At 60.4% G+C, this 14,076-nt stretch carries 15 protein-coding genes; 7 read left to right on the top strand and 8 right to left on the bottom strand.

Annotated elements, in window-relative coordinates:
• Positions 1–4: 4 nt before the first annotated feature.
• From ACIQWP_RS06330 to ACIQWP_RS06320, 3 genes are read right to left on the bottom strand one after another with little or no spacing between them, the layout of a single operon-like run.
• Positions 5–2,962, bottom strand: coding sequence for a sarcosine oxidase subunit alpha family protein (locus tag ACIQWP_RS06330; protein ID WP_402783742.1), 2,958 nt, complete (start codon positions 2,960–2,962; stop codon positions 5–7).
• Positions 2,959–3,234, bottom strand: coding sequence for a sarcosine oxidase subunit delta (locus ACIQWP_RS06325; RefSeq protein ID WP_402783740.1), 276 nt, complete (start codon positions 3,232–3,234; stop codon positions 2,959–2,961). Before ACIQWP_RS06325 ends, ACIQWP_RS06330 begins: the two co-directional genes overlap by 4 nt.
• Before the next feature lie 13 nt (positions 3,235–3,247).
• Positions 3,248–4,498 carry a sarcosine oxidase subunit beta family protein gene (locus tag ACIQWP_RS06320; RefSeq protein ID WP_402783738.1) on the bottom strand — a complete coding sequence of 417 codons (1,251 nt, stop codon included), beginning with the start codon at positions 4,496–4,498 and terminating at the stop codon, positions 3,248–3,250.
• 329 nt (positions 4,499–4,827) lie between these two features.
• Between ACIQWP_RS06320 and cysQ the strand changes: the two genes are divergently transcribed.
• From cysQ to ACIQWP_RS06300, 4 genes are all read left to right on the top strand, one after another.
• Positions 4,828–5,622 carry a 3'(2'),5'-bisphosphate nucleotidase CysQ gene (cysQ, locus tag ACIQWP_RS06315; protein ID WP_402783736.1) on the top strand — a complete coding sequence of 265 codons (795 nt, stop codon included), beginning with the start codon at positions 4,828–4,830 and terminating at the stop codon, positions 5,620–5,622.
• Positions 5,623–5,923: 301 nt separating this feature from the next.
• Entirely contained in the window at positions 5,924–6,199 is a 276-nt protein-coding gene (locus ACIQWP_RS06310) for a DUF1153 domain-containing protein (RefSeq protein WP_007533628.1), read from the top strand.
• 212 nt (positions 6,200–6,411) lie between these two features.
• On the top strand, positions 6,412–6,981 hold the full coding sequence (locus ACIQWP_RS06305; protein ID WP_402783575.1) for a hypothetical protein: 570 nt from the start codon (positions 6,412–6,414) through the stop codon (positions 6,979–6,981).
• Between the two features lie 172 nt (positions 6,982–7,153).
• Entirely contained in the window at positions 7,154–7,435 is a 282-nt protein-coding gene (locus tag ACIQWP_RS06300; protein WP_402783573.1) for a GNAT family N-acetyltransferase, read from the top strand.
• A 221-nt stretch (positions 7,436–7,656) separates the two neighbouring features.
• Here the strand turns inward: ACIQWP_RS06300 and ACIQWP_RS06295 are convergent, their stop codons facing one another.
• Complete coding sequence (locus ACIQWP_RS06295) at positions 7,657–8,013, bottom strand: flagellar export protein FliJ (RefSeq protein ID WP_402783571.1); 357 nt, start codon at positions 8,011–8,013, stop codon at positions 7,657–7,659.
• A gap of 442 nt (positions 8,014–8,455) precedes the next feature.
• On the opposite strand from ACIQWP_RS06295, the gene ctrA reads away from it, so the two are divergent.
• Positions 8,456–9,157, top strand: coding sequence for a response regulator transcription factor CtrA (gene ctrA, locus ACIQWP_RS06290; protein WP_004116994.1), 702 nt, complete (start codon positions 8,456–8,458; stop codon positions 9,155–9,157).
• 150 nt (positions 9,158–9,307) lie between these two features.
• Here the strand turns inward: ctrA and ACIQWP_RS06285 are convergent, their stop codons facing one another.
• Both ACIQWP_RS06285 and chpT read right to left on the bottom strand, forming a co-directional pair.
• On the bottom strand, positions 9,308–9,670 hold the full coding sequence (locus tag ACIQWP_RS06285; protein WP_402783568.1) for a PleD family two-component system response regulator: 363 nt from the start codon (positions 9,668–9,670) through the stop codon (positions 9,308–9,310).
• A 202-nt stretch (positions 9,671–9,872) separates the two neighbouring features.
• Positions 9,873–10,520, bottom strand: coding sequence for a histidine phosphotransferase ChpT (gene chpT, locus ACIQWP_RS06280; protein WP_402783566.1), 648 nt, complete (start codon positions 10,518–10,520; stop codon positions 9,873–9,875).
• Positions 10,521–10,818: 298 nt separating this feature from the next.
• On the opposite strand from chpT, the gene ACIQWP_RS06275 reads away from it, so the two are divergent.
• Together ACIQWP_RS06275 and ACIQWP_RS06270 are read left to right on the top strand one after the other, a co-directional pair.
• Positions 10,819–11,430 carry a DUF1134 domain-containing protein gene (locus tag ACIQWP_RS06275; protein WP_402783564.1) on the top strand — a complete coding sequence of 204 codons (612 nt, stop codon included), beginning with the start codon at positions 10,819–10,821 and terminating at the stop codon, positions 11,428–11,430.
• A gap of 187 nt (positions 11,431–11,617) precedes the next feature.
• Positions 11,618–12,829 carry a hypothetical protein gene (locus tag ACIQWP_RS06270; protein ID WP_402783562.1) on the top strand — a complete coding sequence of 404 codons (1,212 nt, stop codon included), beginning with the start codon at positions 11,618–11,620 and terminating at the stop codon, positions 12,827–12,829.
• 18 nt (positions 12,830–12,847) lie between these two features.
• Here the strand turns inward: ACIQWP_RS06270 and ACIQWP_RS06265 are convergent, their stop codons facing one another.
• Both ACIQWP_RS06265 and ACIQWP_RS06260 read right to left on the bottom strand, forming a co-directional pair.
• Positions 12,848–13,678 carry a TrmH family RNA methyltransferase gene (locus tag ACIQWP_RS06265; RefSeq protein ID WP_402783560.1) on the bottom strand — a complete coding sequence of 277 codons (831 nt, stop codon included), beginning with the start codon at positions 13,676–13,678 and terminating at the stop codon, positions 12,848–12,850.
• A gap of 10 nt (positions 13,679–13,688) precedes the next feature.
• Entirely contained in the window at positions 13,689–14,066 is a 378-nt protein-coding gene (locus tag ACIQWP_RS06260) for a hypothetical protein (RefSeq protein ID WP_402783558.1), read from the bottom strand.
• Positions 14,067–14,076: the final 10 nt, after the last annotated feature.

The following is a 14,076-nucleotide window of genomic DNA, read 5'->3' as shown; positions in this document are numbered from 1 at the left end:
TCCCTCACCCCAAAAGCTTCTTGTTGTCCGGATCGACAAAGACGGGACTGCAGACCTCTGCCGCCACTTCCTCGCCACGCAATCCATCCCAGACGGTGACACGCTCGCCGATGCGCTCCCGGCCCGACTTCAGGAAGGCCAAAGCGATGGAATGGCCAAGGGTGGGCGAGAAGCAGACCGAAGAGACATGGCCCTGGTCGTTCACGGTCGAAGGCCGGGCGCCTTCCTTCAAAATATGCGCGCCGGCATGCATTTCCTTGGCGGTATCGATCGGCTTCAGACCCACGAGCTGGCTGCGGTCGGCGGCGGTCAGGCCGAAGCGGGTCGACAGTCTCTTGCCGACGAAATCCGGCTTCTGCGCCGACAACATCCGGCCAAGCCCGACATCGTCGGGAGTGGTGCGGCCATCCAGTTCGCTATGGGTCACGTGGCCCTTCTCGATACGCAGCACATTGAGGGCTTCGACGCCGTAAGCGCAGATGCCATGCGCCTTGCCGGCGTTCATGATCGCATCCGCCACCGCCTCGCCATAGCCGGCCGGAACCGCAAGCTCATAGGCCAGTTCGCCCGAGAACGAGATGCGGAACAGCCGCGCCCTCAAGCCACCCTTCAGCAAGACTTCGGCAGCGGCGAGGAACGGAAAGAATGCGTCGGAAATATCGTCCTCGACGATCTGCTCCAGCACCAGCCGCGCCTTCGGGCCGGCAATCGCCATCTGCGCCCACTGATCGGACGAGGAAACGAAGCGAACGTCGAGCTGCGGCCAAAGCGTCTGTGCGCAGAACTCCATATGCGTCATCACCTCGCCGGCCATCGCCGTCGTGGTCGTCATGAAGAAATGATCCGGCGTCAGCCGGCTCGTCGTGCCGTCATCGAACACCATGCCGTCTTCGCGCAGCATCAAGCCGTAGCGCGCCTTGCCGATCGGCAGTTTCAGGAAGGCGTTGGAATAGAGACGATTGAGAAACTCCGCCGCATCCTTGCCGAAAATCTCGATCTTGCCGAGCGTCGACACGTCGCACAGGCCGACATTGTTGCGGACGTTCAGGACTTCGCGGTCGACGCTGTCGCGCCAGCCCTTCTCGCCCGGCCGGGCAAACCAGGAGGAACGATACCAGAGGCCGGCTTCGACGAAGGCGGCACCATTCTTCTTGGCCCAGCCATGCAATGGCGATTCCCTGACCGGCTGCGCGTGCTTGTCGCGCGCAGTCCCCGCCAGCGCGCCGAAGGAAACCGGCGTGTAGAACGGTCTGAATGTCGTCGTGCCGACGGCAGCCGGACTGACGCCACGCATGCCGGCAATAATGCCGGCGGCGTTGACATTGCCGAGCTTGCCCTGGTCCGTTGCCATGCCGCTGGTCGTATAGCGCTTGGCATGTTCCACATGGCCGAAGCCTTCGCGCAGGGCGAGGCCCAGATCCTTGGCGTGGACGTCGTTCTGGAAGTCGACGAATGCCTTGTCCTTGGCACCAGGCACATGCCAGATCGCCGCGAAGGACGGGTCGTATTCGCCTTCGACTTCAGGCAGATCGCTGGCATGAGTCGCACGGCCCAGGCTCTCGACAACCAGCCGTGCCTTTTCCGCACCATCGGCGAGGCAGCCCGAAACGCTCTCAATGCCCGCTGCAGAGCCAGCGATTTCCAGCTCGCCGCCGACGAGCGGCGCCATGAAGGCCTGCTTTTCGTCCGACCAGATCGGTTTGGCGCCACGCTGGCAGGCAAGGTGGATGATCGGCGACCAGCCGCCCGACATGGCAAGCGCATCGCAGGCGATCAGCTCATCCAGCCCGCCGCGATCGGCGATGACGCCGCTGATGCGATATTTGCCCTTGGTCGCATGGACACTCGCTCCGTGGACCACGCGAATGCCCTGGGGCGCAGCATCCGCCGATGCGGCCCGTGTATCGAGGATCGCCGAAATCTCGACGCCCGCGGCAGCGAGATCGGCCGCCGTGCGGTAGCCCGAGCCGCCATTGGTGAACACCGCAACCTTCTGACCGGCAACGACACCATAGCGATTGAGATAGCTGCGCATGGCGCCGGCGATCATCACGCCGGGGCGGTCGTTGCCGCCGAACACCAGCGGCCGCTCCTCGGCGCCGGAGGCGAGGATGGCGCGCTTGGCGGCGATGCGCCAGAGACGCTCGGCCGGCAGATCGGGCGATGGCATCGCCACATGCTTCTGCACCTTTTCGACCGCACCGAAGACATTGCCGTCATACCAGCCGAACACAGTCGTACGCGGCATCAACGTCACATTGTCGAAGCTCTGCAGCTCCTCCAGCGTTGCCTGCACGAAGACATCGGCGGAAGCGCCGCCGATCGTCAGCTTTTCCGAAAGCAGGGAGCCGCCGAAACGGAAACCTTCATCGGCGAGCACGACACGCAAGCCAGCACGAGCAGCGGTCAGAGCCGCCATCAGGCCCGCCGGACCGGAGCCGATGACGAGCAGATCGCAATGCGCCCAGGCCTTTTCATAACGGTCCGGATCGGGCTGCATGACCGCCTTGCCCAAGCCGGCGGCGCGCCGGATGATCGGTTCGTAGACCTTTTCCCAGAAGGCAGCCGGCCACATGAAGGTCTTGTAGTAGAAGCCAGCACCGAGGAAGGGCGAGAGCATGCTGTTGACCGAGCCGAAATCGTGCTTCAGAGACGGCCAGCGGTTCTGGCTTACGGCCGACATGCCCTGATAGAGCTCGGCGACGGTAGCGCGCGTATTCGGCTCGGTGCGGCCATCCTTGCCGATGGTGACGAGCGCATTCGGTTCGGCTGAGCCCGCCGTCAGAATGCCGCGCGGCCGGTGATATTTGAAGCTGCGTCCGACCAGCAGCTGGTCATTGGCGAGAAGAGCCGCGGCAAGCGTATCGCCCTCCAGCCCTTTCATCTCCTTGCCGTCGAACTGGAAGGAAAGCGGGCGGCTGCGATTGACGAGGCCGCCAGTCGAGAGACGATAGGCCGTCATCGTGCCGCCTCCTTCGCCTTGTCCTCGGCATCGGTAACGGAAAAGACTTCATGACTGACATTGCTGCGGTCAACGACCAGCCAACGGCGACACCCGGCACTGTGATGCCAATACTCCTGAATTCGGCCGCGCTCATTGTCGCGGATGAAGACGTAACGGTTCCAGTCCTCGTCCGGTGCTGATGGAGCCGGACGGGCGATGGATGCGCCGCGAATGGAGAACTCTTCCTTCGGTCGCATGCCGCAATGCGGGCAGTTGATCAAGCTTGCCATTGGTATTGTGCCCTCAATGCAGGTTCGGCTGCGGACCCTTGCCGCTTTCGTCGATCGCAAAGCCGCGCTCGAAGCGGTCAAGACGCAGAAGGCGGCTGACATCGTGGCTCTCGCCCTTGGCGATCAGATGCGCGAAGCAGAAGCCCGAGGCTGGCGTCGCTTTGAAGCCGCCATAATTCCAGCCGCAGTTCAGATAAAGATTTTCGATGGGCGTGCGATCGATGATCGGCGAGCCGTCCATGCTCATATCCATGACGCCGCCCCAGGCGCGCAGCACGCGCACACGCGACAGGCCGGGGATAAGCGCCACCCCCTCCTCCATCGTATGCTCGACGGTGGCGAGATTGCCGCGCTGGGCGTAGGAGCTGTAGTAGTCGATATCGGCGCCGAAGACCAAGCCGCCCTTGTCCGACTGCGAGATATAGAAATGTCCGGCGCCGTAGGTGATGACGTTGTCGATGACGGGCTTCAGTCCTTCGGAAACGAAGGCCTGCAGCACATGCGTTTCGATCGGCAGTTCCAGATCGGCCATGTTGCCGAGGATCGAGGTATGGCCGGCGGCCGCAAGCGCCAGCTTGTTGCAGCCGATGAAGCCGCGATTGGTCTCGACGCCGGTGACGATACCGTTTTCACGGCGGATGCCGATGACCTCGCATTGCTGGATGAGATCGACGCCGCGACTATCCGCGCCGCGCGCATAACCCCAGGCAACCGCATCGTGCCGCGCCGTGCCACCGCGCCGCTGCAAGAGGCCGCCGAGGATCGGGAAGCGCGCATGATCGAAATTCAGGTAAGGCATCATCCGGCGAACCTGCTCGCGATTAAGCAGCTCCGCATCGACGCCGTGCATGCGCATGGCGTTGCCGCGCCGGGCATAGGCGTCACGCTGGCCGTCGGAGTGGAACAGATTGACGATGCCGCGCTGGGAAACCATGGCGTTATAGTTGAAATCCTGCTCCAGCCCTTCCCAGAGCTTCATCGAGAACTCGTAGAAAGGCTCGTTGCCGGGCAGCAGATAGTTGGAGCGAATGATCGTCGTGTTACGGCCGACATTGCCGGAGCCGATGTAGCTTTTTTCGAGCACCGCCACATTGGTGATGCCGAATTCCTTGGCAAGATAATAGGCCGTCGCCAGACCATGGCCGCCGCCGCCGACGATGATGACGTCGTAATGCGGTTTCGGCTCCGGCGTCCGCCACACCGGCTGCCAATGGCGGTTGCCCGAAAAAGCCTGTTTCAGAAGCTGATATGCCGAATATCGCATGCATTCATCCCGATGCTACCCGGCCGCACATTCGCACATGCAATAAAAACGACAAGTCCCTTCAGGACGAAAACGCTTCGCAAACAGAACATGATCTTTTCCGAATGCGCAGTGACAGGCGGCGCATGCCTCCGGAAGAATATGCCGCCGACCCGCTGAAAAACCCGGCCGCCCGGAAAGTCCTGCAAAGCTCTGTTGCTAAACCTCCGTTCAGGCGTTAAGCCGAAGGAAAGCCGGGCATCGGAAGTCTAAACTTCGCAATCGCAACTTCCTATATATAATGTCCGGAGAGTTGAGACGCGGATCAGACGCGGAAGACGAAGACGCAAATGCTTGCAACATTCGAAAAGGCGGCGCTAGATGCAGGAAAGGCCATATTGGAGGTCTATCGTGCCGGCTACGCGGTTGCCCTGAAGCAGGACATGAGCCCCGTCACCCTCGCCGACGAGCGCGCCGAACACATCATCCTCAGACAGCTGGAGCGCGATTTTCCGCATATACCGGCCGTAGCCGAAGAGCAGGTTTCCGCCGGCAAGGTTCCCGACGTGCGCGGCCGCGCCTTCTTTCTGGTCGATCCGCTCGACGGCACGCGCGAATTCATCGAGCACCGCGACGAGTTCACCGTCAACATTGCCTATGTCGAGGACGGTATTCCCACCATCGGCATCGTCTATGCACCGGCGCTCGGCGTCGCGTTTACCGGCGAGCCCGGCAAAGCGCGCAAGCTGATCATCGACGAGCAATTTTCCGTCGCCGATCGCCGGACGATCGCCGTGCGCGAACCTCCCGCGAGGCTGACAGCGCTTGCCAGCCGCTGCAACAGCAATGCGAAAACCGAGGGCTTTCTCAGCGACAACGCCGTTTCCGGCTGCACCTCGATCGGCTCGTCGCTGAAATTCTGCCTCCTTGCCGAAGGCAAGGCCGATGTCTATCCGCGTTTCGGCCGCACGATGGAATGGGATACAGCCGCCGGCGATGCCGTATTGCGCGCGGCCGGCGGCAAGACGGTCACGGTCGAGGGTCGCCTCCTGACCTATGGCAAGACCGACCAGAGCGAGGATGCCGACTTCGCCAATCCGCACTTCATCTGTTGGGGCGGACAGAGGCATAACGTTTCCGCGTAAGTCTATTTTCGCAAGTAAAGAACGATTCTGACGCCTGCTCTTGCACCCGCGAGCAACCGCCGGACTCCGGGATTTCGATCGAGAAACGTAAGTTTTTACTGACGAAAAATCACAGAATCGAAGCGATTTCCCCTGAAATAACAGGGGCTTTTGGGCATTTTGCTCAGGTAGAGCATACGCAAATCAGCTCTCCGCCACATTCATTAAAATTATTAGCAAAGTCTTACCATGTGCTTAGGCAATTTTTAAATGTGGCAAGCTAGAGTGCCACACGTGGTCTTGAGTGTGTGTAGAGAGTCCAATGACCGAAATGATACGTCCCCGAGTGAAGTATGTCATCGGCCCCGATGGCAGCCCGCTGACGATAGCAGACCTTCCGCCGCCGAATACGCGCCGCTGGGTCATTCGTCGTAAGGCAGAGGTTGTCGCCGCCGTGCGTGGTGGTCTGCTCAGCTTGGAAGAAGCCTGCGAACGTTATACGTTGACCGTCGAAGAGTTCCTCTCCTGGCAGTCGTCCATCAACAGCCACGGCCTGGCTGGCCTCCGGACGACCCGCATACAGCAGTATCGCCACTGACAGCAGCGACAGTACCAACTTAATTTGACTTTGTGTTCGGGCCTCCTTTCCTGCGAAAGAGGCCCGAATTATTTGGAGCTGCCGCACCCGCCGCAAGCCACCCTCCGACCTCTCCGCCGGTCAAGCCGCATCTCCCCGTCGTTCCGATATGTCTTCAGGCAAGCGCGCAAAGCCTGCTACAAGAACCAGCGCACTTGCGGAGATTCGAGAATTTGCTGCTTCACATCCTGCCGGCCGTAGTCACGCACAATTTTCATCCGGATCGCGGCGCCTTCCGCAATGTCTGCAATTTGGCGATCGACGACGCGGAGCGGATCATCGCGTCGATCCGGCGTGGCGGCCATGCCTATCTCAAGGAAAATTATCTGCAGAGACGCATGCTTGCCGAAAGCTGGCTCATCGCGGAGCGCCGGCGAAAGATTGGCGAAACGCCCTTGCCGCGCCCGGTTTATTTTTTCCTCGGCAACGTGGCCGATGGATGGGACAAGTCCCGCCCCGCTTCGGTCATCCTGCCTCTTGCCATGTTCGACGTTGGCATGATTACGTTTACGTTTCCGGATAGCATGAGTAGTTGCCTGCATCTAAGATCGGCAGATGATATCGATGAGCCATGGCATGGCCAGGTTTTCACTCGCGACGAGATCGAAGACGTCATTGCCCGGTACGGCTTTCCCGATCCCAGCCAGTCACGCGAGCGGCGCGGGCCGGACGCCTTTATCGAAGTGCAGGTCTGGGACGATCGTCCGCTTGAAAATGTTCGACGGCAGGCTGATCTCTCTTAGAACCTTTGGCTTTTCTTCGAATCGCGAAAGCGCTCTATCCTTTTGTTTTTACGCAAGTCCGAACGGAGAACCGCTATGCACTTTTCCTGGAATTGCTCCAGATCATTCGGGAGTTGGCAGCGCGGCAGGCGCATGTAATCCTTCCGGCACGCAACACAATGAGGGAGAGATCATGGATATCCGCAACGAAAACAACGCATCCGGTGGCCGTTATGTCACGACTGTCGAAGGCCACGAGGCGGAAATGACCTTTTCCCGCACCTCTCCCAAGCTGATCATTATCGATCATACCGGTGTGCCGGATGCCCTGCGCGGCAAGGGCGTCGGCCAGGCGCTGGCGCTTCACGCCGTCGAGGACGCGCGGCGCGGCGGCTGGAAGATCATCCCGCTCTGCCCCTTCTTCAAGGCGCAGGCGCAACGCCATGACGACTGGCGCGACGTCGTCAATCTCTAGCGCATGTCGCGCGAAAAACGCTGCGGCGAGTTGAGCAGCGGCAAAACCGTCCGCTCGGCCGGATTAATCTAAAAATGCAAAAGCTGCGCATGGCCGGCCCCGTCACGGCCAGTCATGCGCAGCTTTCTCGCGCCTTTCGTCATATCCCTCGCATTCCGAAGATAAGCCCCCTGTCGGAACGCAATGAAGCTTGATCCGAAGGAGGCGACGGAATTGCAATCTCAGGCGCGCGCCCGCGCCGGGCCCGAACCATCGCGCTCTTCGAGCGCAGCGGCCTTGGCATATTCTGCCTGCATTTCCTCGAGCGAATTTTCCAGCGTCTCTTCCTGAACCTGTAGCTCGCGGATCGACACCTGCAGGTTGTCCGCGCGCTGGCGGGCGGCCTTGGCAAAGGTCGGGTAAGCAAAGTGGTTCGGATCGGAAATGCCGGACTTCTTCTCTTCGACGACGATCTGGCTTTCCAGATCCTTCGTCATGCGGTCAAATTCCGCCATCATCATCTGCAGTTGCTGCAGTTGACGTCGTTTTTCGTTCACCTGAAACTCTTTCAGGCGAACAAGGCTCTCACGTGACTTCATACGCATTACTCCCGTGATGCGAGACCCCGGCTCTCGATATTCCCGCCCGCCGAACCGCTTTGAGACGGCTTGGTTAAAAAAATTTCCAGCGATCTTAATAAAAGCCTACCGCTGGTAACCTTTCGTTTACGGGCATCGTTAATGATAGGCGCAATGATTTAAGGCTCAGTAAATGTTGTGGTCAGAATTCGACATGTCGGCATTGGTGAGTCAGATGAATCACTTGGCGTTGGTTCTTAATGCGATACTTTAGGAGAAGATTTTACTGATTGTCGTTGGAAAACAGTGCAATGGAAAAATTATTTAATAAATTCGATACGACTTGCCAGAGTGAATCAGAATTTGTTAACCATTGCATGGCAGCTTCCAAATCAAGCAGTGATTTGATCGGTATCGCGTTAAGGGGGCTGACGACCTTTCGGCGGCGGTAAAGGGGACAATTATGCGGGTTCTACTCATTGAAGACGACAGCGCGACAGCGCAGAGCATCGAACTGATGCTCAAGTCCGAAAGTTTCAACGTCTATACCACCGATCTCGGTGAGGAAGGCGTCGATCTCGGAAAGCTTTACGACTACGATATCATTCTTCTGGATCTCAACCTTCCGGATATGTCGGGCTACGAAGTGCTGCGCACGCTGCGCCTTTCGAAGGTCAAGACGCCGATCCTCATCCTCTCCGGCATGGCCGGCATCGAGGACAAGGTTCGCGGCCTCGGCTTCGGCGCCGACGACTACATGACCAAGCCGTTCCACAAGGACGAGCTGGTCGCCCGCATTCACGCCATCGTTCGCCGCTCCAAGGGCCATGCCCAGTCGGTGATCATGACCGGCGAGCTCATCGTCAACCTCGACGCCAAAACAGTCGAAGTCGGTGGCCAGCGCGTGCATCTGACCGGCAAGGAATACCAGATGCTGGAGCTGCTCTCGCTGCGCAAGGGCACGACGCTCACTAAGGAAATGTTCCTCAACCATCTCTATGGCGGCATGGACGAGCCGGAACTGAAGATCATCGACGTCTTCATCTGCAAGCTGCGCAAGAAACTCGCCAATGCAGCCGGCGGCGCCAACTACATCGAAACGGTCTGGGGCCGCGGCTACGTGCTGCGCGAGCCCGACAGCAACGATTTCGCCGAAAGCGCCTAAAGCCGCCTCCCCGCCCCAATCGCCGAAATCTTCAAATCCCGCCTCTTCAGGCGGGATTTTTCTTTTGAACGACCGACCGACCGATAAGACGCCCAAAATAATAGCCGCCTCAAAGGGCGGCCATCGTTGTTTCGATATATCTCGTTGAAATCAGGCGGCGGCCGCGCGATTGCCGAATATGGCGGTCAGGATCTTGCGATCGAACGGCTTCAGCAGAAAATCCGTGGCGCCCGCGCGCTTTCCGGCCATCAGCTTGCGAAGGTCGGCCTCGACAACGCAATAATAGATCTTCACGTCCTTACCATCCGGCATGGCGCGAATGGCGGCGATGAGATCGAGCGCGCCCTCCATGCCGGCATCCACGATCAGATAATCCGGGATTTCGGCCTGGCAGCGCATCAACGCTTCGTGGGCGTCCCCGGCTTCGCTCACGAGAAAATCCAGCTCGGACAGGATTCGCTTGCCGACCTTGCGTACGACATCCGATGTATCCGTTATCATGAACCGCTGCATGTGTGAGCTCCCTGGCATCGGCCGCCGGCATTCGACCGGCGACGTCAAATTGAAACGATAGGAGCAGCAAGCTAAGGATTCGTTACCGCTACATTATCAAAAGCGCGGACAACCCGAAGATTGCACAGAATTTTCGATACACGAAAAAATAAACCCGCAGCCGGGGTCGACTGCGGGCGAGTAATGCGAGTGGATGGGGCCGTTACTGAGCGGCCATCGTCGCAACGAAGGTCAGCTCTTCCGGCGTCGCATTATAGGAAAGCTCCATGCCGCTCTCCTCGGCAAGAAGAACCGTGTAGTATGGCTGGATCGAATGGGCATCGACCGCCTCCTCCAGGGAGCCGGAGCAAATTTCGGCAAATTTCGGCGGCACGCGCATCAACCGTCCCTTGACGGCGATGGTGAACCTGGCGTCGAGCTCCGGGTTTTCCAGCGTCACCTCGATATTGCCGCCGCGCGGGATCGCTCCATAAGCGACAAGGAAGAGATTGAGCAGCAGCTTGACGCGGTTCTTCGCGATGATGGCGCGCGGGCCGACCCAGCTGACCTCGGTCTTCTTCTCGGCGGCGGCGAATTCCTTGGCGGCCCGCTCCGCTTCGCCGGTATCGATCGATGCGCCGACCGAGCCGGATGCACCGAAGGCGAGGCGTGCGAATTTCAAGCGGACGGAAGCATTGAGCGCACTGGTGCGGATCAGATCCATCGCATCGGCGTCGGCACCACCCTCGTCGAGCAGCTCCAGGCCATTGTTGATCGCCCCGACCGGCGAGATCACATCGTGGCAGACGCGGCTGCACAGCAGCGCGGCCAGATCCGGTCCGGTCAGAGTGAGATTGGGATTTTTCGACATTCATTGTCTCCTGAATGCTGACAGGGCAAAGCGAGTGGTTCCACGATGCCACGGTAAGGTTGCCCGAGGGTTGTCGCAGCCGGTGTACCGCGCGCCATAATGACACCATATTTGGTAAACCGATTGTTAAGACCATCGACGCAAAATGCATTCATGACCATCAGACTCGTTCGCGCGCGAATCGTCCTGCGATGGATGGGCGGAAAGTCTGAGAGAAGGAGCGTGTCGTGTTGGCGCATTTTGCCGAATGCGTCGCGCAGCCGCCCCAAGCACCGACCATGATGAACGGAAGACTTCCATGCGCTATGAATTCCTGAAGAGAATGCCAAGCCCCGGCACCAGAACGCTCGGCCTCGGCCTGATCCTGGCTATCGTCGCATTCGTGAGCTTCGCGCTGCCGATCCGTCAGGCCGCCGCCGCGCCCAATAATCAGTATTCGGCGCAGGAAATCGTCGATGCCGGACACTCCTTCTTCGGCTCCGCCAGCGGCGGTCTCGCCAAGGTGATCGAGCGGGCCTTCCAGCAATATGGCCTGCCGAATGGCTACATCCTCGGCCAGGAAGGCTCCGGCGCGTTCCTGGCAGGCCTCACCTACGGCGAGGGACAACTGAACACCAAGAATGCCGGCGAGCATCCGCTCTACTGGCAGGGGCCGTCGCTCGGCTTCGACTATGGCGGCCAGGGCACCCGCGTCATGATGCTGGTCTACGATCTGCCGAACATCAATAGCGTCTATACCCGCTTCGGCGGCGTCAGCGGCCAGGCCTTCGTGGTTGCCGGCTTCGGCATGACCGTCCTCAAGAACAACAATATCGTGCTCGTTCCGATCCGCACCGGCCTTGGCGCACGCCTCGGCGTCAACATGGGTTATCTCAAGGTCACGCCGAACGCGACCTGGAATCCCTTCTGAGGCTTTCTTCCGATACGATCTCCCAAGCAGCGCACGCCTTGGCCCGCTCAGATCGCGGGCCTTTTCTTTCCGCAAATCCGGCGCCGCGCCGATAAACCATATCCGCGTTAAACGCTTGCCCGCATGGCTAACCCATGATTAATCATTTTATCGACCTCGAACATAACTCCAGGATACTGGCCGCGTCGTGATTCAATTTGCTCTCTTGTTCGGATTGGGCTTTCTGACGGCCGCTCTTCTGGTCTTCCTCATCGCGCCGGCAATCCATCGCCGCATCGTCTGGTTCACGGAGAAGCGCCTGAAGGCGACCATGCCGCTGAGCCCGCAGGAAGTGCGCGCGCAGAAGGACATGGCGCGTGCCCTTTTCGCGGCCGAAAACGCCCGGACGGAACATGCCCTGACGCAGGAGCGCGACAAGACAGTCGCGCTGCAGATCCATAACGGCAAGCTTCAGCAGGAGGCGAGCCGCCTCTCCGCCGGAGGCACGGAGCTGCAGACCCGCATCGACGATCTGGAGGTGGAAGCAGGCGAACTGCGTTCGCGCCTGCGTCACGAGGAAAGCTATATCAGCCAGCTGAAGTCGAGCATCCACACCGCCGAGCAGACCAGCGCCGAAAAGGAAGCCGATATCGACGGGCTGCGCAAGCGGATGACGAAAATGGGCGCCGACGCCGACAATCTCAGGATCGACCTCGCAACCCGCGAAACCGAAATCGAGAGCCTGAAGCTGCGCATGAACACATTGCGGGACGAGCGCGACACACTGCGGCGGGATCTGAACGCGGCAAGCCTGCGCGCGGCGGATGCCGAACAATCGCTGCGTCAGGAAAACGACAAGACCAAGCGGCTCGAGGAGCGGCTCGATCGCGAGATCGCCGGCAGCGCCGACAAGGAAACGGCGATCGAACGCCATACCCAGGATATCGTCCGCCTGAAGGAGCGGCTGGAGGCCGCCGTCAAGGAATCGAGGGAAGCAGGCAAGGCGCTTCGTGCCGCCGGTCTCACGCCGCCGAAAAAGCCGGCAAGAACGCCGAAACTCTCCGCCGCATCCCTGATCGCGGGAGGTGCTGGTGAGCAAGGGACCATACCGGAGCCGCCGCAGGTGCCGGAACCGCAACGAACGGTGGAAGACGAGATCACCCAAATGACGGAAGAGGTTCGCAATCGGGCAGCCGCCCTATCGGACCGCCTGCTGAAAGCCCGCACGCCGGCACATGACGATGCCATGCGCGAGGAAATCGCCAAGATCGCCGCCAACATGGTGGCGCTGACTGCGCTCAAGGAAGGCGACGGTTCACCGATCCTTGGCCTGCTGCCGAAGGATCGAGATCAGGCAGAACCCGGCGCGCGCATCAGCCTTGCCGACCGCGTGGCGGCGATACTGCCGAAGCATCCCTAAGCGCAAGACACGACCTGCTCAGATGCGCCCGTTCTTCGCGGCCATCTCGAAAAGCGCGATGCCGCTTGCCGTCGCGACATTGAGGCTGTCCAACCCAGGCGCCTGCGGAATCCGCACGCTGCCGAAAGCGGAAAGAATGCTCTCCGGCAGGCCGTCCCCTTCCGTGCCAACCACGAGCGCCATGCGGTCGCAGGCCGGTACATCTCGAATATCGACGGTCCCTCGCGGCGAGAGGCTCCAGATGGCAAAGCCACGCTCGGTAAGCGCCGCAAGCAAATCGGCGCCACTCGACTGCCGACGATAGGGCACGGTCAGGATCGAGCCGACCGAAACCCGCAGCGCCTTGCGATAGAGCGGATCGCAGCAGCTTTCGTCCAGCAGCACCGCAGCCGCGCCGAAGGCCGCGGCATTGCGGAACATGGAACCCATATTGTCGTGATTGGAAATGCCGCAGCCGGCAAGCACCAGCGCCTGCTTCGGGAGGCGGTCGAGAAAGGCGCCGATCGCGTCTTCCGTCGTTCTGCGCCCCAGCGCCAGAACGCCGCGATGCAGATGAAAGCCGACGATGCCGTCGAGCACTTCGGCGCCGGCGACATAGACCGGAACATCGGCGGGTAAGCTCTCGACGATGTCGCGAACTCCCGCGAGGCGGTTCTTAAGCAGCAGCACCTTTTCGGCGACAAAGTCGCCGCCCGCCGCATGCGCCCCGGCGAGGAGCCGCAACACGACGGTCCCTTCCGCAATGAAGCGACTGTCGCGGCCGGTGAGATCGCGCTCGCGGATATCCCGGAATTCGGCGATGCGCGGATCGTCGGGATGCGTAATCTCGATGAGCCGCTCGCTCGTCATCCTGAAGCCGTCAGTTGGACAGCGATATGGTCGCCACGATGCGGCCGATACCGTAATCGAAGACGATCACCTGGCGCTGGCCGCTGGCGAGCGTGCCGTAGAACAGCACCTGATTGCCCGAAAGCGCCGTGGACTGAACGGCAAAGCCCGCCGGCAGCAGAGCCGTCACGGCAACGGGAGCATCCGACGGGATGCTGGACGCGGCCTGCCCCGCAGGCTTCGCCGATGGCTTCATCGTCTTGTAGACAACGGCGCCGAAGACAGCCATAAGGCTCACCACCATGACGGCCGCAGAGACGATCTGCAGGCGTATCATCTTGCGTCGGACTTTCTCCAGGGCCGGATCGAGGGGCTTTTCCTCTTGATCGTCTGGCTCGAGATTCGTCATCGATGCGTCC

It is taken from the genome of Rhizobium sp. NPDC090279 (assembly GCF_044769665.1).
Classification (GTDB): domain Bacteria; phylum Pseudomonadota; class Alphaproteobacteria; order Rhizobiales; family Rhizobiaceae; genus Rhizobium.
The sequence above is the reverse complement of the archived record's forward strand: the minus strand, read 5'-3'. Positions and strand labels throughout refer to the sequence as shown.

Coding starts and splice junctions, on each gene's coding strand:
- ACIQWP_RS06320 (WP_402783738.1), bottom strand. CDS start 4,498: ATGCGATATTCGGCATATCAGCTTCTGAAACAGGCTTTTTCGGGCAAC.
- ACIQWP_RS06330 (WP_402783742.1), bottom strand. CDS start 2,962: ATGACGGCCTATCGTCTCTCGACTGGCGGCCTCGTCAATCGCAGCCGC.
- ctrA (WP_004116994.1), top strand. CDS start 8,456: ATGCGGGTTCTACTCATTGAAGACGACAGCGCGACAGCGCAGAGCATC.
- ACIQWP_RS06325 (WP_402783740.1), bottom strand. CDS start 3,234: ATGGCAAGCTTGATCAACTGCCCGCATTGCGGCATGCGACCGAAGGAA.
- ACIQWP_RS06300 (WP_402783573.1), top strand. CDS start 7,154: ATGGATATCCGCAACGAAAACAACGCATCCGGTGGCCGTTATGTCACG.
- ACIQWP_RS06295 (WP_402783571.1), bottom strand. CDS start 8,013: ATGAAGTCACGTGAGAGCCTTGTTCGCCTGAAAGAGTTTCAGGTGAAC.
- cysQ (WP_402783736.1), top strand. CDS start 4,828: ATGCTTGCAACATTCGAAAAGGCGGCGCTAGATGCAGGAAAGGCCATA.
- ACIQWP_RS06260 (WP_402783558.1), bottom strand. CDS start 14,066: ATGACGAATCTCGAGCCAGACGATCAAGAGGAAAAGCCCCTCGATCCG.
- ACIQWP_RS06310 (WP_007533628.1), top strand. CDS start 5,924: ATGACCGAAATGATACGTCCCCGAGTGAAGTATGTCATCGGCCCCGAT.
- ACIQWP_RS06265 (WP_402783560.1), bottom strand. CDS start 13,678: ATGACGAGCGAGCGGCTCATCGAGATTACGCATCCCGACGATCCGCGC.
- ACIQWP_RS06285 (WP_402783568.1), bottom strand. CDS start 9,670: ATGCAGCGGTTCATGATAACGGATACATCGGATGTCGTACGCAAGGTC.
- ACIQWP_RS06275 (WP_402783564.1), top strand. CDS start 10,819: ATGCGCTATGAATTCCTGAAGAGAATGCCAAGCCCCGGCACCAGAACG.
- chpT (WP_402783566.1), bottom strand. CDS start 10,520: ATGTCGAAAAATCCCAATCTCACTCTGACCGGACCGGATCTGGCCGCG.